The organism is Gemmatirosa kalamazoonensis, from assembly GCF_000522985.1.
Lineage (GTDB): Bacteria > Gemmatimonadota > Gemmatimonadetes > Gemmatimonadales > Gemmatimonadaceae > Gemmatirosa > Gemmatirosa kalamazoonensis.
Window position 1 is genome coordinate 104,624 of record NZ_CP007129.1, and the last position, 21,139, is coordinate 125,762.

The 21,139-nt window shown below is 73.3% G+C and carries 20 protein-coding genes and 1 pseudogene; 9 read left to right on the plus strand and 12 right to left on the minus strand.

The genetic code is table 11. From position 1 onward, the window contains the following. Positions 1-22: 22 nt before the first annotated feature. The 3 genes from J421_RS32280 to J421_RS23560 are packed head-to-tail and all read right to left on the minus strand — an operon-like array spanning position 23 to position 784. Positions 23-253 (minus strand): hypothetical protein, encoded by a 231-nt coding sequence (locus J421_RS32280; protein ID WP_148306506.1) that lies wholly within the window; start codon positions 251-253, stop codon positions 23-25. After that, positions 246-572 (minus strand): hypothetical protein, encoded by a 327-nt coding sequence (locus J421_RS23555; RefSeq protein ID WP_148306507.1) that lies wholly within the window; start codon positions 570-572, stop codon positions 246-248. The genes J421_RS32280 and J421_RS23555 overlap by 8 nt, the downstream gene beginning before the upstream one ends. Further along, the gene (locus J421_RS23560) at positions 569-784 is read right to left on the minus strand and encodes a hypothetical protein (RefSeq protein WP_025413571.1); all 216 of its coding nucleotides are present in this window, start codon (positions 782-784) and stop codon (positions 569-571) included. The genes J421_RS23555 and J421_RS23560 overlap by 4 nt, the downstream gene beginning before the upstream one ends. Before the next feature lie 461 nt (positions 785-1,245). On the opposite strand from J421_RS23560, the gene J421_RS23565 reads away from it, so the two are divergent. Beyond that, complete coding sequence (locus tag J421_RS23565) at positions 1,246-2,202, plus strand: LysR family transcriptional regulator (RefSeq protein ID WP_025413576.1); 957 nt, start codon at positions 1,246-1,248, stop codon at positions 2,200-2,202. Between the two features lie 249 nt (positions 2,203-2,451). On the opposite strand, the gene J421_RS23570 is transcribed toward J421_RS23565, so the two are convergent. Continuing rightward, positions 2,452-3,489 carry a carbohydrate kinase family protein gene (locus tag J421_RS23570; protein WP_025413577.1) on the minus strand — a complete coding sequence of 346 codons (1,038 nt, stop codon included), beginning with the start codon at positions 3,487-3,489 and terminating at the stop codon, positions 2,452-2,454. 44 nt (positions 3,490-3,533) lie between these two features. Here J421_RS23570 and J421_RS23575 point away from each other — a divergent pair, with 44 nt between their 5' ends. Together J421_RS23575 and J421_RS23580 are read left to right on the plus strand one after the other, a co-directional pair. Further along, on the plus strand, positions 3,534-4,835 hold the full coding sequence (locus tag J421_RS23575) for a hypothetical protein (RefSeq protein WP_025413578.1): 1,302 nt from the start codon (positions 3,534-3,536) through the stop codon (positions 4,833-4,835). A gap of 201 nt (positions 4,836-5,036) precedes the next feature. Next, complete coding sequence (locus tag J421_RS23580; protein WP_162178531.1) at positions 5,037-5,576, plus strand: GNAT family N-acetyltransferase; 540 nt, start codon at positions 5,037-5,039, stop codon at positions 5,574-5,576. Here J421_RS23580 and J421_RS23585 read toward each other — a convergent pair. Beyond that, positions 5,573-6,526 carry a Rossmann-fold NAD(P)-binding domain-containing protein gene (locus J421_RS23585; protein ID WP_158508883.1) on the minus strand — a complete coding sequence of 318 codons (954 nt, stop codon included), beginning with the start codon at positions 6,524-6,526 and terminating at the stop codon, positions 5,573-5,575. The genes J421_RS23580 and J421_RS23585 overlap by 4 nt on opposite strands. Before the next feature lie 162 nt (positions 6,527-6,688). Next, positions 6,689-7,653, minus strand: a pseudogene (locus J421_RS34815) (pyridoxal-phosphate dependent enzyme). 354 nt (positions 7,654-8,007) lie between these two features. On the opposite strand from J421_RS34815, the gene J421_RS23595 reads away from it, so the two are divergent. Both J421_RS23595 and J421_RS23600 read left to right on the plus strand, forming a co-directional pair. Next, positions 8,008-10,440 carry an ABC transporter permease gene (locus J421_RS23595; protein ID WP_025413581.1) on the plus strand — a complete coding sequence of 811 codons (2,433 nt, stop codon included), beginning with the start codon at positions 8,008-8,010 and terminating at the stop codon, positions 10,438-10,440. 122 nt (positions 10,441-10,562) lie between these two features. Then, entirely contained in the window at positions 10,563-11,162 is a 600-nt protein-coding gene (locus J421_RS23600) for a class I SAM-dependent DNA methyltransferase (RefSeq protein WP_025413582.1), read from the plus strand. 66 nt (positions 11,163-11,228) lie between these two features. Here J421_RS23600 and J421_RS23605 read toward each other — a convergent pair whose 3' ends face one another. The 3 genes from J421_RS23605 to J421_RS23615 form a co-directional block, all read right to left on the minus strand. Then, positions 11,229-11,732 (minus strand): DUF456 domain-containing protein, encoded by a 504-nt coding sequence (locus J421_RS23605; protein WP_025413583.1) that lies wholly within the window; start codon positions 11,730-11,732, stop codon positions 11,229-11,231. A gap of 84 nt (positions 11,733-11,816) precedes the next feature. Then, on the minus strand, positions 11,817-12,866 hold the full coding sequence (locus J421_RS23610) for a saccharopine dehydrogenase family protein (protein WP_312845250.1): 1,050 nt from the start codon (positions 12,864-12,866) through the stop codon (positions 11,817-11,819). A gap of 17 nt (positions 12,867-12,883) precedes the next feature. Then, a complete protein-coding gene (locus J421_RS23615; protein WP_104023218.1) occupies positions 12,884-13,624 on the minus strand; it encodes a DUF1906 domain-containing protein in 741 nt (246 codons plus the stop codon). A 381-nt stretch (positions 13,625-14,005) separates the two neighbouring features. Here J421_RS23615 and J421_RS23620 point away from each other — a divergent pair, with 381 nt between their 5' ends. After that, entirely contained in the window at positions 14,006-14,554 is a 549-nt protein-coding gene (locus J421_RS23620; RefSeq protein ID WP_025413586.1) for a hypothetical protein, read from the plus strand. A 164-nt stretch (positions 14,555-14,718) separates the two neighbouring features. Next, positions 14,719-15,348 carry a hypothetical protein gene (locus J421_RS23625; protein WP_025413587.1) on the plus strand — a complete coding sequence of 210 codons (630 nt, stop codon included), beginning with the start codon at positions 14,719-14,721 and terminating at the stop codon, positions 15,346-15,348. 407 nt (positions 15,349-15,755) lie between these two features. On the opposite strand, the gene J421_RS23635 is transcribed toward J421_RS23625, so the two are convergent. Next, the gene (locus J421_RS23635; protein WP_025413588.1) at positions 15,756-17,282 is read right to left on the minus strand and encodes an N-acyl-D-amino-acid deacylase family protein; all 1,527 of its coding nucleotides are present in this window, start codon (positions 17,280-17,282) and stop codon (positions 15,756-15,758) included. Between the two features lie 113 nt (positions 17,283-17,395). On the opposite strand from J421_RS23635, the gene J421_RS23640 reads away from it, so the two are divergent. After that, entirely contained in the window at positions 17,396-18,391 is a 996-nt protein-coding gene (locus J421_RS23640; protein ID WP_025413589.1) for a cytochrome D1 domain-containing protein, read from the plus strand. Between the two features lie 7 nt (positions 18,392-18,398). Here the strand turns inward: J421_RS23640 and J421_RS23645 are convergent, their stop codons facing one another. Together J421_RS23645 and J421_RS23650 are read right to left on the minus strand one after the other, a co-directional pair. Beyond that, positions 18,399-19,394 (minus strand): hypothetical protein, encoded by a 996-nt coding sequence (locus J421_RS23645; protein WP_025413590.1) that lies wholly within the window; start codon positions 19,392-19,394, stop codon positions 18,399-18,401. Positions 19,395-19,484: 90 nt separating this feature from the next. After that, positions 19,485-20,636, minus strand: coding sequence for a cis-3-hydroxy-L-proline dehydratase (locus J421_RS23650; RefSeq protein WP_025413591.1), 1,152 nt, complete (start codon positions 20,634-20,636; stop codon positions 19,485-19,487). A 264-nt stretch (positions 20,637-20,900) separates the two neighbouring features. Between J421_RS23650 and J421_RS34385 the strand changes: the two genes are divergently transcribed. After that, on the plus strand, positions 20,901-21,035 hold the full coding sequence (locus J421_RS34385) for a hypothetical protein (protein ID WP_260525865.1): 135 nt from the start codon (positions 20,901-20,903) through the stop codon (positions 21,033-21,035). The last annotated feature ends 104 nt before the right edge of the window (positions 21,036-21,139 follow it).

Below are 21,139 nucleotides of genomic sequence, written 5' to 3' on the forward strand. Positions count from 1 at the left end.
AAGGCAAGTCGCGTCGCGCAGCTCATGGTGTCGGCGACTCCGGCGCCTCGGCCTTCTGATCCGTAGTCAGATGCGCGGTCGGCTCATCGCGTCGGCGCGGCGACGCGTGGCCGAGCGGCCGGGCGGGCCGCGACGGGGCCGACGCGTCGGCGCGGTCAGCGGGGACGCGCTGCTGGAAGCCCTCGGAGCGCCCGAAGCGGCACGAGCACAGATCGGGACGCTTGTGGCACGTCGGGCAGAGCGCGTTAGGCATCGAGCGCCCTCGCGTCGACATACCAGCCCCCCGCGTCCTCGCGCGCCGTGAGCAGGTCGCGGAAGCCGTCCACCGCCAGGCGCACCGTCGCGTGCGAGCTCGCGAACGTGTGGCCGTCCACCTCCAGGGAGAGCTCACCCATCTGGAGGTGCGCGTGGCCGCGGACGCGTCGGCGCACGATGCGGCCGCTCGGCAGGATTACCCGGACCGAGTCGCCGGTCTTCGGCGCCGTCCGCAGGCGCTCGAGCTCCGCCGCGATCGCCGTCAGCGGCGGCAAGCCACCGTCGCGCCGCGGGCGCGGCTGACGCCGGGGGCTCATGCCGCACCTCGATCGGTGGGCTGCCGCGGGATTGACCCGCCGCAGTCGAGACAGCGACCGACGAACGCGCCGTCCCGGTAGCCCCACGACTCGCGCGTCGGCGCGACGCAGCGGCACTCCGCCGGCCCCCACCCCACGTGTTCCGCCCACCACCGGCGGAGCGCCACGAGCGCGCGCGCCCAGCGCGTCGCCGGCGCCGGCACGGCCGGCATCGACGTCGGGACGCGCGACAGACTATGTTCGCGCCGTGACGCTCCAGCGCCCCGATCGGCGAACGCCGCGAACGCGTGTTCGCTGGTTACGCGTTGGTTACGGCGGAGGGAACACGATTCGGCCGGTGTACGGCCTTCCGTGTTCGACCCCGCGAGCGCCGCTCTCTGGGGCGCGTTCGCAACGTTCGCGAACCTCTGTTCGCGGTCGAGTTTACCAGAAGTGCGGCTTCCGCATGCATCACGTGCGACAGGACTACTTCTGGTACGAGCGGCGGCCGCGGTTCGAGCACGGGATCCGCGTGCAGGACCTGCTCGTGTTCCGATACGTTCTTTGACAGGATGAACAGGACGGACAGGATGTAAACCAACACCGAGCGCGTTGCCGTTCGTGTTGGTTTACATCCTGTCCGTCCTGCTCATCCTGTCGAAGAACGAACAGCAACGAGATCCTGTCGATTGCCATGGAGCTCCGCCATCTCCGCTACTTCGTCGCCGTGGCCGAGGAGCTCCACTTCGGCCGCGCGGCGGAGCGGCTGCACATCGCGCAGCCACCGTTGAGCCGGCAGATCCGCGACCTCGAGCGCGAGCTCGGCGAGCCGCTGCTCGAGCGCGGCGCGCGCGGGGTGACGCTGACCGCCGCGGGGCGCGCGTTCCTTCCGGAGGCGCGGCTCGTGCTCGCGCAGGCGGAGCGCGCGCGGCGCACCGCCCAGCGCGCCGCGGCGGGTGAGACGGGCCGGCTGCGCGTCGGCTTCGTGGAGGCGGCGACGTACGGCGGCGTGCTGCACGACGTGCTCGGCTTCTTCCGGCTGCACCTGCCGAACATCGGGCTGTCGCTGTTCGAGCTCGACCCCGCGCAGCAGGCCGACGCGTTCCGCGACGGGCGCATCGATCTCGGCATCCTGCACGCGCCGCCGCCCGACGCGGCGCGGTGGCTGCACGTGGAAGCGGTGTACGGCGTCCGCATGATCGTCGCGCTGCCGGAGGCGCACGCGCTTGCGCCGCGCGCCCGCGTCGCGTTAGGCGATCTCGCCGACGAGCCGTTCGTGCTGTTCCCGCGGCCGTCCGCGCCGGCGCTGCACGACGAGATCGTGACGCGCTGTCGCCGCGCCGGGTTCGAGCCGCGGGTGGTGCAGGAGGCCACCGGGTGGCACACGGTGGCGGGACTCGTCGCCGCGGGCATCGGCGTCGCGTTCGTGCCCGCGTCGCTCGCCGAGCTGCGGCGGCCGGGCGTGGCCTACCGCCCGGTCACCGGGCTCACCGCGGAGCTCACGCTCCACGTCGCGTGGAAGCGCGGCGAGCGGTCGCCGGTGCGCGACCGATTCGTCACGGCATTGAAGGCCGTCGCGCGTACCACGCGACGCCCTCGGCCGCGCTCTCGCGCACGGCCGCCAGCAGACCGCGGAGACGGCGCAGCATGACGCGCCGCCGCGCCGCCGCACGGCGGGCGACGCGCTCGGCCGCCGCGCGGCGGGCCGCCGCGACGTGCTCGGGGAGCGGATACTCGGTGTGCAGTCCGAAGTTCGCCATCGTGTCCTCCATATCGTCAGTCGGCCGCGCCAGCGCCGCGTCCTCCGCGGGCGTCGCGAGCCGGATGGTTCCGACCGGGTGGTAGATGGATGGGGTCATCGTGCCTCCTGCGATGGGGTGACTCGCATCCACATCGAGAGTTAGGCACCCCGGGACACGAGGTCCAAGACATCTTTGGTGGGGTGCGATACCCATCGGGTATCGCGGCGCGCGGCGCGCGGCGCGCGGCGCGCGGCGCGCGGCTCAGCGACGGCGGCGCTTGCGGGGCGCGGTGGCCGGCGCCGGGGCTCGGCGGCGGCGGCAGTGCCGGCGGCGGCCGGCTGGTCGGCGGGGACGGCGCCCGCCTGGGTGGCGACGTACGCGCCGGCGAGGTTCGCGTGGCGCAGCAGCGTGCGGTCGTCGGCGCCGCCGCGCAGCAGACCGGCGAGCAGCACGGCGAGGAACGCGTCGCCGGTGCCGACCGTGTCGCGCACCTCCACCTCGAAGCCCGGATGCTCCGTCCACCGCCCGTCGTGCCACAGCCCCGCGCCCTCGGACCCGCGCGTCACGCACACCACGCGGCACCCGAACGTCTCCGCGATCGCCGCCGCGGTCCGCGCCGCCGACTCGTCGGGCAGACGGAACCACTCCGCCACGCGGCGCAGCTCCGCCTCGGTGAGCTTCGCAACCGAGGCGCGCGCGAGCGATGCGCGCACCACCTCGGCGTCGTCGTGCGGGGGGCGGAGGTTCGCGTCGAACACGCGCACCGCGTCGGCGGACCCCAGCCGCTCGATCGTGCGGCGACTCGTCTCACGGCGCTGCGCGAGGGAGCCGAACACGATCGCGCGCGCGTCGGCGGCTCGCCGGAGCAGTTCCGGCGTCGGCGCGATCGCGTCCCACGCCGCGGGGTCGACGATCTCGTACGACGGCGCGCCCGCCGCGTCCACGGTCACGCGCACGAGCCCCGTCGGCAGCGTGTCGTCGCGCTGCACGAGATCGGTGTGCACGCCGTACCACGCGGCGCGGCGCACCGCCTCGTCGCCGAGGTGATCGCGTCCCACGCGGCTCACGAGCGACACCGGCAGGCCCGCCGCCGCGAGGTGGCACGCGACGTTGAACGGGGCGCCGCCGAGGAACAGCCCCGCGGGAAGCGCGTCCCACACCACCTCGCCGACGCAGAGGATCTCGGTGGCTGGCATCGGGGTGTAATGTACCGTCGCCCCGTCTCCCACGAGTCGATCCCATGAGACACGTCGTCCTCACTCTCGCCGTGCCCGCGCTGCTGTCGGCGTGCGCGAGCGCGTCGAAGCGCGTCGAGCAGGGACAGAAGCTGGAGCGCGAGGGACGCGCGGCCGACGCGGCCGCGCGCTACGTGCAGGCCCTGAAGAAGGACCGCACGCTCGAGAGCGCACGCGCGGGGCTGCGCGACGCCGGCGCGCGCGCGATCGACGAGTGGGTGCGACAGGCCGCGGCCGACGACTCCGCCGGACGCTCCGATAGCGCCGCCGACGCGTTCCTCGCGGCCGACGATCTGCGCGGCGACGCGACCGCGCTCGGTGTCGACCTCGCGCTGCCGCCCGACTACGCCGCGCGCCGCCGCTTCACGTTCGACCGCGCGATCGCCGCCGCGCTCGACGACGCGCGCACGCTCGCGCAGAGCGAGAAGTACGACGACGCGGCACGCCGCGTGGAGCGCGCCGCGCGCCTCGCGCCTAACGGCAGCCAGCTCGCGCGGCTGTCCGCCGGCCGCACCGACGCGCTGCTCGCGTGGGCGCACGCGGACACCGTGCGCGGCCGCTTCCGATCGGCGTACGACCGCGCCGCCCGTGCGCTCGACTTCGCGGGGCTCGCCGCGCCCGACTCGCAGCGCGCGCAGGCGGTGCAGGCGGCGGCGCTCGCGCGCGGCACGCGACGCGTGGCCGTGGTGCCGCCGTGGGCGCGCGAGTCGGCGCGCCGCGCGCTTCCCGACGACGCGCTCCCCGCGCTCGCCGAATCGCTCGTCGACGAACCGTGGACCGAGCCGCCGCGGTTCGTGGATCTCGCGCCGCTGCCGCTCGTGCAGCGCGAGCTGCGCCGCCTGGACCTGAGCCGCCGCGCGCTCTCCTCGAGCGACGCCGCGCGACTGGGCCGCGCGCTCGGCGCCGACCTCGTCGTGATCGCGCAGGTCGACTCGGCGCGCCGCGAGGAGACGAACCTGAAGGCGACGCGCCGCGTGGCGAAGACGAGCGGCGGCGCCGACACCGCGTACACGCTGGAGGAGGGGAAGCGTCGCCTGTGGGTCCGCATCGCGTACGACGTCGTCGAGCCGACGACGCGCGCGGTGCTGAGCAGCGAGACGGTGACCGCGAGCGCGTCGAAGGACTTCAAGCGCGGGCGCTACGCGGGCGACCCGCGCACGCTCGACCTGCGCCGCCAGGACCGCGACCTGTTCGACCGCGGCGCCGCCGACCGCGTCGACCGCGACCTCGTGAAGGATCTCGTCGACGATCTCTCGCCGCAGCTCGCGCGCAGCGTGTTCGATGCGCTGCTGCGGCGGATACCGTGAGCGTGACGACTTCGTCTCGCGCGGAGGCGCGGAGAACGCGGAGAAAGTCCATCGAAACCGCAGAGGACGCAGAGGGCCGCAGAGGACCGCACTTGATGTTCTCTGCGGCCCTCTGCGTCCTCTGCGGTTCGATCATCACAGCGAAGGAAGCTCTGCGCCGTCACCGCGCCTCCGCGTGAGACACACACGGCACGTGCCATCATGATCGCCACTCCGCGACTGGAGACCGCACGCCTGATCCTGCGCCCGACCGCGCTCGAGGATCTGGATCGATGGGCCGAGATGCTCGCCGACGAGGCGGCGGCGCGGTTCATCGGTGGGGTGCAGGCGAAGCCCGTGGTGTGGCGCCAGGTGATGACGATGGCCGGTGCGTGGACGCTCACGGGCGTCGCGATGTTCTCGGTGATCGAGAGATCGAGCGGCCGGTGGATCGGGCGCGTGGGGCCGTGGGAGCCGTTAGGCTGGCCGGGGCCGGAGGTGGGGTGGGCGCTGCATCCCGATGCGTGGGGGAACGGCTACGCCGTCGAAGCCGCCGCCGCGACGATGGACTACGCGTTCGACGTGCTCGGCTGGCCCGACGTCATCCACTCGATCGACGCCGAGAACGCCGCGTCGAAGCGCGTCGCCGAGCGCCTCGGGTCCGCGTACCGCGCCGCGGGGCGGCTGCCGGCGCCGTACGAGCACGTGCCGGTCGAGATCTGGGGGCAGACGCGCGAGGAGTGGCGGGCCCGACGCCGTTAGGCGCGGGCCAGCACGTGCCGCGCGATCACGATGTCCTGCACCGCGACGCCGGTGAGGTCGCACACCGTGATCGATTCCTCCGCGCGCTGCACGCGGTCCGCGAGCACCTCCCCGAGCTCGCGCACGGTGTCCGCGCGCACGACGCCCGCCGCGAGCGCGTGCGACAGCTCGCCGTGGTCGGCGCACTGGGCGCGGCTGTCCACCACGACGAGATCCGCGCGGCCGAACAGCGCGGGATCGAGCTCCTGCTTCCCCGGCGCGTCGGCGCCGACCGCGGTGACGTGCGTCCCCGGGCGCACGGCGTCGGCCGGGAACAGCGGCGCGCGGGCGGCGGTCGTCGTCACGAGCAGGTCCGCGGTCGCCGCGACGGTCGCGGCGTCCGGCGCCACGCTCGCGTTGAAGCCGAGCAGCGCCGCCTCGGCGACGAGCGACTCGGCGCGCTCGCGCGTGCGGTTCCACACGAGCACCGCGCGGGCCGGTGTGACGTGCGCGAGCAGCCGAAGCTGGAGCAGCGCCTGCACGCCGGCGCCCAACAGGCCGATCACCGACGCGTCGCGCCGCGCGAGCGCCCGCGCCGCCACCGCGCCCGCCGCGGCGGTGCGCAGGTCCGTGAGCCGCGCGTGGTCGAGCAGGATCGCGCGCAGCAGTCCCGTGCGCGCGTCGAGCACCAGCATCGCGCCGTCGCCGGTCGGCAGGCCGCGCGCGACGTTGCCCGGAAACCCCGTCGCGACCTTGATCACGAACACGTCGTCGCCGCGCACGTGCCCGTACTTCACGTGCAGATCCCCCGGCGGATCGTCGAACCCGAGGTGGCCGACGGGCGGCACCGCGACACGGCCGGCGGAGTAGTCGACGAAGCCGCGCGCGATCTCGTCGAGCAGCGCGGACGCGTCGACGGCGCGCTCGGACTCCTCGGCGGACAGGATGCGCACCTCGGGGAAACCATTCACGTGCACAGGACCTGTTGCTGTGTGTTCTCGACAGGATGAACAGGACGGACAGGATGAGAACCAACAACACGTGTAGTGCCTTTGTTGTTGGTCTTTATCCTGACCGTCCTGTTCATCCTGTCAAAACGAAGAGCCACGGCTCCCGTCCATCCTGTCGCTCGCTCACGCGACGAGCGTGCGCGCGAGGAGCTCGGCACCGAGGTTGCCGCCGCAGAGGATGATGATGCTCGGGCCGCGCGCCGGTGTCTTGCGCCACGCGGCGACCGCGACGCCGGCCGCGCCCTCGACGACCATGTGATCGCCGAGCGCGACCTCGCGCATCGCGTCGGCGATCTCCGCTTCGCTCACCGTCACGTGGTCGTCGATGAGCGCCGCGCAGAGCGGGACGGTGATCGCGCCCGGCTCGAGGTTCCCGGCCGTGCCGTCGGAGAGCGTCGGCTCCTCCTCGACCTCCACGACGTGGCCGGCGCGGATCGACGCGAGCATCGCGGTCGCGTGCTCGGGCCAGCAGCCGACCACGCGCACGTCGGGGCGCGCCGCCTTCACCGCCGCCGCCACGCCGGCCGCGAGCCCACCGCCGCCGACCGCGACGTAGATCGAGTCCAGCTCGGGCAGCTGCTCGAGCAGCTCGATGCCTAACGTCCCCTGGCCGGCGACGACGTCGGGATCGTTGTACGGGGACACGTAGACGCGGTTCTCGCGCTCGCCTAACGCGCGCGCGCCGCCAGCTCGGCCGCCATCGGGTCGCCGTCGTGCGTCACGACCTCGAGCCCCGCCGCGGCGAGCTTCCCGACCTTGTACGCCGACGCCCCCGCCGACACGACGATCGTCCCGCGCCCACCGACGAGCCGCAGTGCCTCGGCGACGGCGAGGCCATGGTTCCCGGTCGAGGAGGTGACGACGCCGCGCGCGCGAGCCTCCGCGGGCAGCGACAGGATCTTGTTCAGCGCCCCGCGGATCTTGAACGACCCGGTGCGCTGCAGGTTCTCGCACTTGTACCACGCGCGGTCGTTCGGATCGAGCGCGCGCGCGGGGACCACCGGCGTGCGGAGCGCGTACGGCGCGAGCCGCTCGGCGGCGGCGCGGATCTCGTCGCGGAGAGTGACGAGCGTGGGAGCGGCGGTCATGGGCCAATGTTAATCTCACGCGGAGCCGCGGAGAACGCGGAGCGGTGAACCGGCCGTGCATGTGAACCGCAGAGGGCGCAGAGGGCCGCAGAGCCTTTCACCTGAACCACAGAGGACACGGAGGACACGGAGGAAAACCAACTCTCTTCAGAAGCGTTCTCCTCTGTGCCCTCCGTGTCCTCTGTGGTTCAATACAAGGAGGGCAGTCCTCTGCGGCCCTCTGCGTCCTCTGCGGTTCGATTCGAAGAGGAAGTTCTCCGCGTGCTCCGCGCCTCCGCGTGAGACACGAAGAGCCGGAGAAACGCTTTCCCACCGACCGCTGTCTCACGGCCGACCTTCATCCCGAGGGATTCCGTGTCGTTCAGCATGATGGAGCTCCGCTCGGCCGCGCGCGGCCTGATGCGCGCCCCCACCGTCGCGGTGTCGGCGATCCTCTGCCTCGCCCTCGGCATCGGCGCCACCACCGCGATCTCGAGCGCGATCGACCGCGCGCTCGTGCAGGCGCTCCCATTCCGCGCGCCCGACCGGCTCGTCGCCGTGTTCCGCACGACGCCGCAGTCCGGGCCGCAGGGCACGTGGCCGCAGTCCGTCGCGAACTACCTCGATCTCGCCGCGGGCACGCGCCGGCTGAGCGCCCTCGCCGCCATCTCGCAGGGGACCGCGCTCGTCACGCTGAAGGGCGGCGCCGTGCAGGCGAGCCAGCTCTACGTGACCGGCAACCTGTTCCCGCTGCTTGGCATCGCGGCCGAGCGCGGACGGCTCATCGGGCCCGAGGACGACCGCACCGACGCGCCGCTCACCGCGGTGCTGAGCGACGAGTTCTGGCGCGCCACGCTCGGCGCCGACCCGACGATCGTCGGACGCACCGTCATCATCGACGGCGACCCGACGACCATCGTCGGCATCGCGCCGCGCGATCTCCGGCTCCCGGTGGGGCCGCAGATGCTGAAGGCCGACGTGTGGATGGCGACGCGCTTCACGGCGCCGCAGCCCGGCACGCGGCGCAACAACTTCCTGCAGCTCGTCGGACGGCTCGCCCCGGGCGCCACGCCGGAGGCCGCGGAGACCGAGCTGCGCACGCTGTTCCAGGGGATCGTCGCCGCGAACCCGGAGCTGCGCGGCGAGAACGTGCGCCTCGCCGGGATGCAGCCGGAGAGCGTGCAGTCGATCCGCACGCCGCTGCTGCTGCTGTTCGGCGCCGTGTGCATGGTGCTGCTCATCGCGGCGACGAACGTGGCGGGGCTGCTGCTCGCGCGCGGCGTCCAGCGGCGGCGCGAGCAGGCGGTGCGCTCCGCGCTCGGCGCGAGCCGGTGGGACGCGATGCGCCCCGCGCTGGCCGAGTCGGCGGTCGTCACCGTCGTCGGCGCGACGTTAGGCCTCGGCCTCGCCGCCGCCGGCGTGCGCACGATCGGCAAGCTCGCGGCGGCACGCATGCCGCAGCTCGAGGGGCTCGGACTCGACCCGCGCGTGCTGCTGTTCGCGGTTGCCGTGTCGGCGGTCGTCGCGGTGGTGTGCGGCGCGGTGCCGGCGTGGCGCGGCGCCTCGGTGGATCCGCAGGACGCGCTGCGCGGTGGACGCGGCGGCGGCATCGGCCGGTCGCAGCACCGCATGCTGCGCACGCTCGTCGTGTTCGAGATCGCGCTGTCGCTCGTGCTGCTCATCGGCGCGGGGCTCGTGCTGAAGGGCTTCGCGCAGCTGCTGCGCAACGATCCCGGCTTCGAGACGGCGCACGTGATGACGATGCGCGTCGCCGTGCCCGCGGCCGCGTACACGAACCAGCGCGCCGTGCCGCGCTTCCTCGAGCCGGCGCTCGACGCCATGCGGGCGATCCCGCGCGTGGAGAGCGTCGCGGCGATCTCGGCGCCGCCGTACGTGAACTGGGGGAACAACTCCAACATCCGCTACGAGGGACAGCCGAAGGACGACCCGACGCGGCAGCCGATCGTCGAGCAGCGCACGATCACGCCCGGCTTCTTCGACGTCACGAAGCAGCGGCTCATCGCCGGCCGGCTGCTGAACGCGTCGGACGACGAGCGCCCCGAGGCGCCGGCCGTCGTCGTCGTGAACCAGGCGCTCGTGAAGCGCGACTTCCACGGCGAGAACCCGGTGGGCCGCCGCTTCTACACGAGCGACACGTCGTTCGCGACGATCGTCGGCGTGGTGAGCGACATCCGCAACATGGGTCCTGCCACGGATCCGCAGCCGGAGATGTACTGGACGTACCGCCAATCGGGGCTCGGCAGCTCGTCGTTCCCGCTCGTGATCCGCGTGCGCGGCGAGGACCCGACGGCGGTCACCGGCGAGGTGCGCGCGGCGCTGCGGCGGATCGACTCGCAGGCCGCGGTGTCGCAGGAGCGCGCGATGCCGGACGTGATGGCGAAGGCGTTAGGCCGCCCGCGCTTCTACTTCAGCCTCCTCGGCACGTTCGCCGGCGTCGCGCTGCTGCTCGCGCTCGCCGGGCTGTACGGGGTGCTGAGCTACGTCGTCGCGCAGCGCACCCGGGAGCTCGGGATCCGCACGGCGCTCGGCAGCTCGTCGGTGGGGCTCGTGGCGCTCGTCACGCGCGACGGGCTCGCGCTCGTCGTCGCCGGAGTCGTGCTCGGCCTCGCGGGCGGCGCGGGCGTGACGCGGCTCATGGAGTTCATGCTCTACGGCGTGAGCCCGCTCGACGTCGTCGCGTGGTCCGGCGCCGCGCTCCTCATGATCGCCGCCGGTGCGCTGGCCACGCTCGTCCCGGCGCGGCGCGCCACGCGCGTCGACCCGACGATCGCGATGCGGGCGGAGTGAACGGGGCTGACTAACGGCCGGTCGTCCGCAGATTGCGCAGATTTCGCAGACCGCTCTTCACCAGCGCTGCGGAATCTGCGTAATCTGCGGACCACCTGTGCCGTCGACTCAGCGCCCGAGACATGCCCCGCGCCTACGACAAGAGCTACTTCGACAAGTTCTACCGCGCCTCCGACACCCGCGTGCGCTCGGCCGCGGAAGTGGAGCGCATGATCCGGTTCGTGCTGTTCACCGCGGACTACGTGCTCGGCCGCCCCGTGCGCTCGGTGCTCGACGTCGGCGCGGGCGAGGGGAACTGGCTGCCGGTGCTGCGAAAGCTGCGGCCGCGCATCCACTACCAGGGCGTGGACCCGAGCGCGTACGCGGTGCGCCGCTTCGGCGCGCGGCGCAACATCCTGCTCGGCGGCGTGGGCTCGCTCGACCAGCTGCCGCTGCGCGACGGCTACGACCTCGTGGTCGCGAACGGTGTGCTGAACTACCTGTCGCCCGATGCGCTGCGCGATGGACTCCCGCAGATCGTTCGCCGCGCCGACGGCATGCTGTACCTCGAGATCTTCACCGACACCGACGACATCACCGGCGACACGCGCTTCGGGCAGCTCGAGTCGGCGGCGCACTATCGTACGCTGCTGAAGCGCGCGGGGCTCGTCGGGTTGGGCATGCACTGCTACCTGCGCCGCGCGCTCGAGGGACGGCTCGCGGCGCTCGAGCGATCGATGTGAGCAGTGGCTGCGTGGCGCCTAACGCAGCGACGAAGCCACGCAGCCACGCAGCCACGCAGCCACTACTCACACCCACGCCGCGAGCAGCAGCCACGCCGCGATCGCGAGCCCGAAGCCGACCTTGAGCGCGGCCCCGGCGGCGCGGCCGAGCAGCGCGCCCCACGCGACGCGCGTCGCCGTGCCCGCGCCGCTGCCGCGGTTCGACATCTCCGCGATGAACGCGCCGGCGAACGCGCCGAGGAACGCGCCGATCACCGAGCCGACGATCGGGATCGGGATGCCGGCGAACGCGCCGAGGAAGCCGCCGACGATCGCGCCCCAGCCGGCGCGCCGCGACCCGCCGTACTTGCGCGCGAACCGCGCCGCGAGCGTGAAGTCGAGGATCTCGGAGACGATCCCGAGCGCCACGGTGCCGACGAGCGTCGGCCAGCCGATCGGCCCGGCGATCGCCCCGACGGTGAGCGCGTTGTAGCCGACCGCGGCGGCGATCATCACCCACAGCCCGGGGAGGCCGAGGGGGATCATCACGATGGAGACGAGCAGGACGAGCGCGAGGAGCAGGAGGCCCATGGTGGTCTCGGACGGTACCGGCGTCGCCGGCGGCGCGCCGGCCCTTCTCCCTACGCGAGACGGGTGCCCCGGGTTCAGACGGGGTCAGACGACGTCGGTCCGCTCCACGCCGGGGATCTCGAGGATCACGTCCGCCCCGTAGGCGCGCGACGGCGTGTGGAACCCCGGCGGCGCGTCGCCGCCTAACGCCTTCGCCGCGAGGTGCACCGCGGTGCGCGCGGTGAGCGTGTACGCCTCGGGCCCGCGCAGCCGCGCCTCGACGCGCCGTCCGTCGGTGGCGACGGCCTCGCCCCACAGCAGGCTCGTGCCGCGCGCGCGGGCGGCCGCGTCGGGGCCCGGCGCGCCCCGGCGCACGCGCCGCGCGAGCGCCCCGCGCACGACGCCGCTCCTGAGCAGTGGCGCCATCCATCGTCCCCACCGCATCGCGCGGCGGACCGCGGGCGCCATCGTCATGTAGACCTCGACGTCGGGCATCCCGGTGCTGTGCCACGCGGTCGACACGTCGCCCCACGGGATCGTCGTCGCGTCCCGGACGCGGCCGTCGCCGAAGTCGATGCGCCGCGTGCGCCACGCGGGCGGCACCGGCACGATGCGTCCGCCGCGCCGCACCGCGCCCGGCGTGCCGAGGTTCGCGACGGTGGTCAGCAGCGTGCCACGCGACATGCCGCCGAGCGCGCGGAAGGCGAGCGCGAGGCGCGTCGCGTCGGGGAGCCTGCGCGCGAGGTGCGCGGCGAGGCAGTCCGACGGCACCACGTCGAACCCGACGCCGGGGAGCAGCATCACGCCCGCGGCGCGCGCCTCCGCGTCGCGCGCGGCGAGCCGCTCGAAGACGAGGATCTCGCCGGTGATGTCGAGGTAGTGCGCGCCGCGGCGGAGGCACGCGTCGGACATCGCCTTCCATGTCTGCGCGAACGGCCCCGCGCAGTGCAGCACGACCGTCGCTCCGTCGAGCGCGCGGTCGAGGGCCGCGGCGTCGTCGAGCGCCGCGGCGCGCCACGCGAGGCCTAACGGCTCCGCCTGCGCCCGCACCGCGTCGCCATTCCGCGCGGCGAGCACGGGCCGCAGCCCGCGCGCGACCGCCTCGTCGACGATCAGGCGGCCGGTGTAGCCGGGAGAGCCGTAGATCAGGAGCACCGTGATCCGCGGTCAGCTCAGCCGAGCAACGAGCTCGTGAGCCAGAACGGCCGCCCGCCGAGCATGTCGACGCGCGTGACGTCGTCGTCGTACGTCTCCGTCGTGATGCCGGCGACGGTGCCCGACGTGCCGACGCGCTGCTTCAGCTGCCAGCCGCGCGGGAGCGGCTCCTGGTCCGCGTTCACGTTGTACGCGCCCCAGTAGTGGCGGAACGCGAGGTCGCGGTACAGCTGCGTGGCGCCGAGTCCGGGCGAGTCGCCGACGTACAGGCCCGGTGCGTAGCCGGCGTCGCGCACCGCGTGGTGCCATGCGTTGCAGTACTGGATGACGTCGAATGCGGTCGCGTCGTCGCTCACCCCCTCGAGGTCGCACCACACGCTGACCCCCGTGGGCACGCCGATCTGCCATGTGAACCGCGCCGCGTTCGCGCCGTACTCGGCGCCGAGGGCGCGGCTCGGGAGCCAGCCCGGGTTGAGGACGTGCTGCACGATCATGAGCGCCAGCCCGGCGTCGAGGATCGTGCGCGCCTCGCGGTGCGACAGGTCGCGCGCCGGGTTCATCGCCGTGCGCCCGACGTAGCGAACGCAGAAGTGGTAGCCGCGGTCGCGGAACGCCTGCGCCGCCGCGGCGGTGAGCGGCGTGTCCACGTCGAACCCCCGGACGCCGGCGGGCGCCGCCTCCACGGTGCCGGGGAGGGAGGTGACCGCGGTGAACGTGGTGTCGGCCGCGCCAGTGGTAGAGGCCGGGTCGGGGCTCATGCGCGCTCCCGTGTGAGTGGTGGCTCCACGTTTCCATCCCGCTCCGAACCGGTCAACTCGGGACCGGATCGGCGCCGGATCGGCGCCGGATCGGCGCTGGATCGCCACCGGCGTGATCGGATCCGGCGCGCTGCCGCGTATGGCACCGTCGAGGGGAAGAACGTCCCGAGGCCGGGGATCCGCCGTGAGACTCGTGGGCCGGTCGATGCGTTATCTGGCGGCCGGAGCCGTAGTTACGAACTCGGAGCATGCCCGTCTTAGGGGTACGTGCGTGACACGGTCTTCACGGTCCCGCGCGTCGAACGTCTTCCATCCGCCGCGTGCGCCACTTCCGGCGTGCCGGCCCCGCCGTCGCCGTCGCTTCGCTCCTCCTCTGACGCCATGACCACTACGCTCCGGTCGGCGCTGCCGACCTACGTCGCCCCGACCCTCGGCGCGCGCATCACGCTCCCGGCGTCGTCCACCGACGAGGCGGTGCGTGGCTCCGGCCGCCAGGTCCGCATCCTCCGGGCGCCGTCGCTCGGCGAGCTGCGCGAGCTCGTGACGCGCGAGATCCGGGCGTTCGCGATGACGTTCGTCGGCGAGACCCGCGCGCAGCGCAAGCGCGGCGAGTTCGCTGGGAAGACCGCGTACATGGCGATCGCCGCGGGCGTGCTGGCGAAGCTCGACGCGGGCGATTTCGTCGGCGCGGTCACGGCCCACGTGGAGGGCTTCGGCCTCGGCGTCGTGCTCCCGCCCCAGCTCGGCGGCGCGATCGGCGAGTGCTTCGAGCTCCCGGCGCCGGTCGACAAGCGCAAGCTCGTGCTCGACGAGGAGGCCGCGGTGGAGGAGGAGGTCGCGGAGCGGACGGAGGAGCTGACGCTGGTGACGGCCGAGTCGCCGCTGCCGCCGGCCCCGGCCCCGGACCGTCCGGTGCGCCACGCCGCCTGACCCGGCGACGCCGGACAGGATTCGACACGAGCCCGCGCCGCCGAGGACACTCGGTGGCGCGGGCTCTTCGTTTGGACAGGATGACGGGACGGACAGGATGAAAACGAACCACTAGTGCGTGGTTGTATTCATCCTGTCCGTCCCGTCATCCTGTCCCGACGCCCGTGCAGCGCACGCTCCGCACTCTGGCCGCGGTCTTCGCGGTCGTCCTCGTGTCAGGCATCCTGTCCCTCGCGCCGCTCCCGGGGCGGCGCGGCTGCGTGGTGAGCGCGATCGCCACGACGCTCGGCGACGACGGGCCGAAGAGCCGCGGCACCGCGCCGCGGCCCACCGACGTCGACCCGCGGGTGACGTTCGACGCGCTGCTCGCGCCGGGCGACGACGCGACGCGATTCGACGCCCGCCGCGCGGTCGAGGTGGAGGCGTGGGTGACCGGCGTCCACGTCGGTGGGTGGGAGGGAGTGAACTGCTTCGCGCTCGACGCCGCGCACCGCGACACGCACATCGATCTCGCGCGCACGCCCGACGCGCCGGACACGGCGCGGGTGATCGCCGAGGTCACGCCACGGTGGCGCGACGCGATGCGCGCGCGCGGCGTCGACTGGTCCACCGAGTCGCTGCGTGCCGCGCTCGTCGGCCGCCGGGTGCGGGTGCGCGGGTGGCTCTACTTCGACGCGCATCATGCGACGGGGGCCATGCACGGCGATCCGGCGGACGTGCGGGGCGAGCGGAACTGGCGGGCGACGGCGTGGGAGATTCATCCGGCGACGGGGATCGAGGTGGTGCGGCCGTGAGGCGGGACGACTGACGGCGGGACGACTGACGGCGGGACGACTGACCGCGGGACGACGAACGGCGGGACGACGAACGGCGGGACGACGAACGGCGGGATGTCTGACGGCGGGACGGTCGACGGTCGGGGCGGGATGCGTTCAGCGGGATCCACGCTGCGTCGGATTGGTACGGCAGCGGTTTCAGCGCATAGCACCTTGGGCGAAGGGGGGGAGCCCCCCTGGCACCTAGGTACGCGCCGTTCAATCCCGCCCTCGACCATCTCGCAGTGGATCGTCCCGCAGTGGATCGTCCCGCAGTGGATCATCCCGCTGTGGATCGTCCCGCCGTCGATCGTCCCGCCGTCGATCGTCCCGCCGTCGATCGTCCCGCCGTCAGGTGTGAGGCGTCCCGCCGTCGATCGTCCCCCTCACCGCCGCCTCACCCCCCGCCCCGGATACGCCCCCGTCGCCCGCCCGCCGTCCCACACCGCCACCCCGTTCACCCACGTCGTCACGATCCCCTCCGACACCGCCCGCGGCGCCGCCGGCGTCGCGCGGTCGATCACCCGCGCCGTGTCCAGCAGCACGAGGTCCGCATACCGTCCCGGCGCGACCACGCCGCGCTCGCGGATCCCCACGTGCTCCGCGGCCGACGACGTCATCTTGCGGATCGCCTCCGCCCACGACACGACCCGCCGCTCGCGCACGTAGCGCCCCAGCACGCGCGTGAATGCGCCGTACCCCCGCGGATGGCGCCCCGCGAGCTCGCCGTCGGTGCAGACGTTCGCGTGCGGCCACGCGAGCAGCCGCGCCACGTCGTCCTCGCTCATGCTCGTGCCGATCACGCTCTCCGCGCCGCCCGAATCCGGATGCGCGCGCTCCCACGCCTCCGCCTCGTGGATGAGCGCCGCGAGCGTCGCGCCCGGCGCCGTGCCGCGAAGCGCCGAGATGTCGGCCAGCGTCTTTCCGACGTAGCTCGGCTCCGGCGCGAAGCGGCCTAACAACAGCCCCTCCGGCGCCGCCACCTCGCGCAGCGCGAACTCCTGCGCCGCCGCGTCGTCCACGTTGCGGTCGGGGAACAGCACGGTGAGCGTCGACTGCCAGTACGTGTACGGGTACACGTCCGCCGTCACGCGCACGCCGGCGGCGCGGGCGCGGTCGAGCGTGTCGAGCAGCGCGGGGGCCCGTCCCCACAGGCTCCGCATCGCGAGCTTCGCGTGCGACAGCTGCACCGGCATCCCCAGCCGGCCGATCGCGAGCAGCTCGGCCACCGCCGGCCAGAACGCGCGATCCTCGCTTCGCACGTGGCTGATGTACCGACCGCCCGACGATGCTGCGGTGCGGGCGAGCGCGAGGACCTCCTCCGGTCGCGAGTAGATCCCCGGGTCGTACTCGAGCCCCGTGGAGAGGCCTAACGCGCCGGCGGCGAGGTCGAGCCGCAACGCCGCCTCCATGCGCGCGAGCTCGGCCGGCGTCGCCGCGCGCTTGTAGTCGGCGCGCATCGCCTCCTCGCGCAGCGAGCCGTGCCCCGCGTACGTCGCGAAGTTGATCGCCGCCGGCGTCGAGTCGAGCCGCGCGAGGAAGCCCGCCACCGACGGCTCCGGCGACCCGCCGTCCTGACCCACGACGGCGGTCGTGATCCCCTGGCTCACCGCGGCGATCGCGTCGCGATGCGTGAACACGCCGCGGTCGTAGTGCGAGTGCGTGTCGATGAATCCCGGCGCGAGCACGAGTCCCGTCGCGTCCACGACGCGGTCGGTCGCGCGCGGCGTGAGGTCGCCGACGGCGTCGATCCGGTCGCGCACGATGCGCACGTCGGCGATCCGCGGCGGCGCGCCGGTGCCGTCGAGCAGCGTCGCTCGGCGAATCAGCGTGCCGCGCGCGGCGGGAGCTCGGCTCGGCCGCGTGCAGGCGAGTGCGGCGACCAGGAGCAGGAGGAAGGAGCGGAGTCGCATCGGGGGACCTTCCCGCGGCGTGCGCGCGCTGTCAATGCCGGCCGCGGCCGCGCGACGCGTTGCGACCACGCGGGGGCTGCGATATGGTGGCGCACCTCCGTCGGAGATCTGACATGCGCCGTCTCGTCCGCGCGCTGCCCGCCGCCGCGATCCTGCTCGCCGCTGCCCGCCCCGCGGCCGCGCCCACGCCGTCGCCGGCGCTGCTCGTGCTGTCGAAGGGCGACCACGTGCTGAGCATCGTCGATCCCGCGACGCGCGCCGTCGTCGCGCAGATGCCGTCGGGCCCCGACCCGCACGAGGTCGAGGCGTCCGCCGACGGCCGCATGGCGTACGTGACGAACTACGGCGGTGGTGGTGCGGGCGCGCTGAACACGATCACGCCGATCGACCTCGTGGCGCAGCGCACGCTGCCGACCATCGACCTCGGCGCGATGCGCGGGCCGCACGGGCTCGCGTTCGTCGGCGGGCAGCTCTGGTTCACCGCGGAGGGCGCCGACGCGGTCGGCAGCTACGATCCCGCGACGCGGCGCGTCGAGCGCGTGCTGGAGACGGGGCAGGAGGGGACGCACATGGTGTACGTCTCCGCCGACCGCTCGCGCCTCGTGACGACGAACGTGCGCGCCGGCACGCTCACCATCGCCGACCGGCGCGCGCCCGGCGAGTGGACGCAGACCGTCGTGCAGGCCGGCGGCGGCGTGGAGGGCTTCGACGTCACGCCCGACGGCCGCGAGGTGTGGGCGGCGAGCGCGCGCGACGGCACGATCGCGATCGTCGATCTCGCCGCGAAGCGCGTCGTGCAGACGCTCGACGCGCACGTGGACGGCGCGAACCGGCTGAAGATCACGCCGGACGGACGGCTCGCGCTCGTCTCCACGCTGCGCGGCCCCGACGTCACCGTGTTCGACGTCGCGGCGCGGCGCGAAGTGAAGCGCATCCCCGTCGGCCGCGGCGCTGCGGGCATCGTCATCCAGCCCGACGGCGCGCGCGCGTACGTCGCGTGCACGCCCGACGACTACGTCGCGGTGATCGACCTGAAGGCGCTCGCGGTGGCGGGGCGCGTCGTCGCCGGCCGACAGCCCGACGGGCTCGCGTGGGCGGTCAGGCGTTAGGCGCCCGTCAGATGCCGTTCGTGCTCGCGAGCCCGTGCTGCAGCATGCACGTCGGGATGAACCAGTGCAGGTAGCCCTGGATCTCCTTCACGATCTGGCTCCGGCGCGCCGCCGTCGTCTTCGGGTTGGCGGGCTCCGTCTGCCACGCGGGGACGAAGTTGAAGTGCTTCGACCACCGCGGGTACGGCAGCGGGACGTGGCGCGGGCTCGCCCCCATCCCCGGCGAGGCGCCGGCCGGCTGCGGGCCCTGGTTGTACCGGAACACCCGCGCGCTGCCGATGCCGGCGAGCGTGACGCCCTTTTGCGCGAGCACGAACGAGCCGTCGAAGTCGTACACGGCCCGCACGCGCTTCACGAGGTCCGGGCAGCTCGTCACGAACTTGTTCAGCTCACCGATGCCGTCGCTGTTGCACGCCAGCACGAGCGGCAGCGGCGTCGTGAGGCTCGGGAACAGCTCGCGGCTGATCTCCGTCAGGCACTGCTCGACGAACGCCTGGCTGGACGCGAACTCGCCCGCACCGCCGACGGCGATCGGCAGGATGACCGCGACGTTCTTCCCCGACCGCAGCACCTGCCGGCAGACCTGCATCCGGCCGATGAAGTAGTCGCCCACGCCCGTCTCCAGCAGCTTGTGCTCGCCCTGGAAGTCCTTCTCCTTCACGCTGTGCCGGAAGTAGATGAGAAACGCCTCCGGCACCTTGCCCTTCAGCGCCGCGACGCCGACGTAGCGCACCTTCGCGCCGGGACGCGCCTCGAACGCGAACGTGTCCATCGTCGCGTCGGGGCCCGCGCCGGGAAAGTCGAGCGGTCCGGTGCCGTCGACCGACGACGTGCTGGCGAGCAGCGGCAGGTTCACGTTGCCACGGTGCCGCCACGTCGGCGTCGGGAGCCGGAGCACCGCGGCGCCCGGATGGTGGCGCCAGAACGTCGCCGGGTCCATCGACCGCGTCGTCGAGTCCAACGGCGACGTGTCCGGCACGCTGACGGCTGGCTCCTTGCCCATGGTCGCGGCTCCGCGTGATGAGAGAATCGTTGCAGACACTCTCCATACGCCGAGCGTGCCGGCATCGCATCACGCGACGGCCGGTCGCCGTCAGTGGATGCCGTGCCTCCGGTCGCCGTCGGTACCCGTTAGGCCCCGCGCATCCGCGACGAGGACCGGCTCGCCGAGCACCGCCGGGTCGGGCCTCACACCGAGCCCCGGCTCGCGCGACGCCGCCATCCGACCGCGATCGCGACGCGGCGCGCCGTCGGCGATCGACGTGGTCACGTAGCTGTTGAAGTCGGTCGTCGAGAACAGCAGCGGTGCCGGCGTGGAATGCGCCAGGTGCGCGATCGCCGCCGTGACGATGTCGCCGCCCCACGTATCCTCGATCGTCATCGCGATGCCGAGCGCGACGCAGAGGTCGCGGATCTCTCGCGCACGCGTCAGGCCGCCGACCTTCGAGATCTTGAGGTTCACCACGTCCATCGCCTGATCGTGCGCGCCGCGCACCACCATCCCGATGTCGTCCATCACCTCGTCGAGGACGAATGGGCGGTCGGTGTGGCGACGCACGGCGAGGCATTCCTCGTAGGTGCGGCACGGCTGCTCGAGGTAGACGTCCACGTCGCGGACCGCGGCCGCGACGCGCAGCGCCGCGTGCTGTGTCCACCCGGTGTTCGCATCGGCGACGAGCACGTCGCCCGGCTCGAGCTCCGCCGCCGCGGCCCGGATCCGCGCGATGTCGGTGTCCGCGTCGCCGCCGACCTTGAGCTGGAACTTCGTGTACCCGTCCGCGCGGTACTCCGCGACGCGCCGCGCCATCACCTCCGGCGCCTCCTGCGAGATCGCACGGTACAGCGCGACGCTCTCGCCCACGTGCCCGCCGAGCAGGGTGGCGACCGGCAGCCCGCTCGCCTGGCCGAGGACGTCCCAGCACGCCATGTCGATCGCGCTCTTCACGTAGGGGTGTCCCTTCATCGCCGCGTCCATGCGGCGGGTGAGGGGACCCAGCTCGAGCGGGTTCGCGCCGAGGAGCTGCGGTGCGAGCTCCGCCAGACCGGCCCGCACGCCCCGCGGATACGACGGGAGGTATGCGGAACCGAGCGGACAGACCTCGCCATGGCCGGTGATCCCCGCGTCGGTCTCGATCGCGACGACGGTCGAGTCGAACACGGTCACGACGTTGCCGCCTGACCACTTGTAGCTCCCCTCGTGCAGCGGGAGATCGATCTGGTACGCGCGGATCGCGGTGATCTGCATGATGTCGGTATGCGGTGGTATCGCTGCGAGCCGTTCTCACCTCGCATCGCCAGCATACGGACCGACGACGGCGAGCGACAGCGCGATGCCGGCGAACGCGACCAGGGCGCAGCCGCACGCGAGGCGGGCTGAGCGGCATTCGTCACAAGCGGTCCGGCCGACGGAATGCGTGCGCCGGCCACGGTGTCCATGGTGCCGTGACCATTGGCTTCCAGTTCATTGCCTCACGGCGACATTGCAGCAGACGCCACGATGGGGGAGCTGTTGACTCGAATCGCAGAATGGATCGAGGACGGCCTGATCTATGTGGTGGTCGTCGTCGCGTCGATCCCGACGTACCTGTGGACCATGCGGCGCCGATACCCGGCGCGGCACGAGGACGACGAGATGTCGTCGTGAGGCGCGCGGGCGCCACGGCGGCTGCCTAACGGAAGCTCGTGGCGCGATCGCCGCTCGCCGGCTCTGGTCGCGCCGCGGCGCGGGGTGTATGCTCGCTGCTCCCG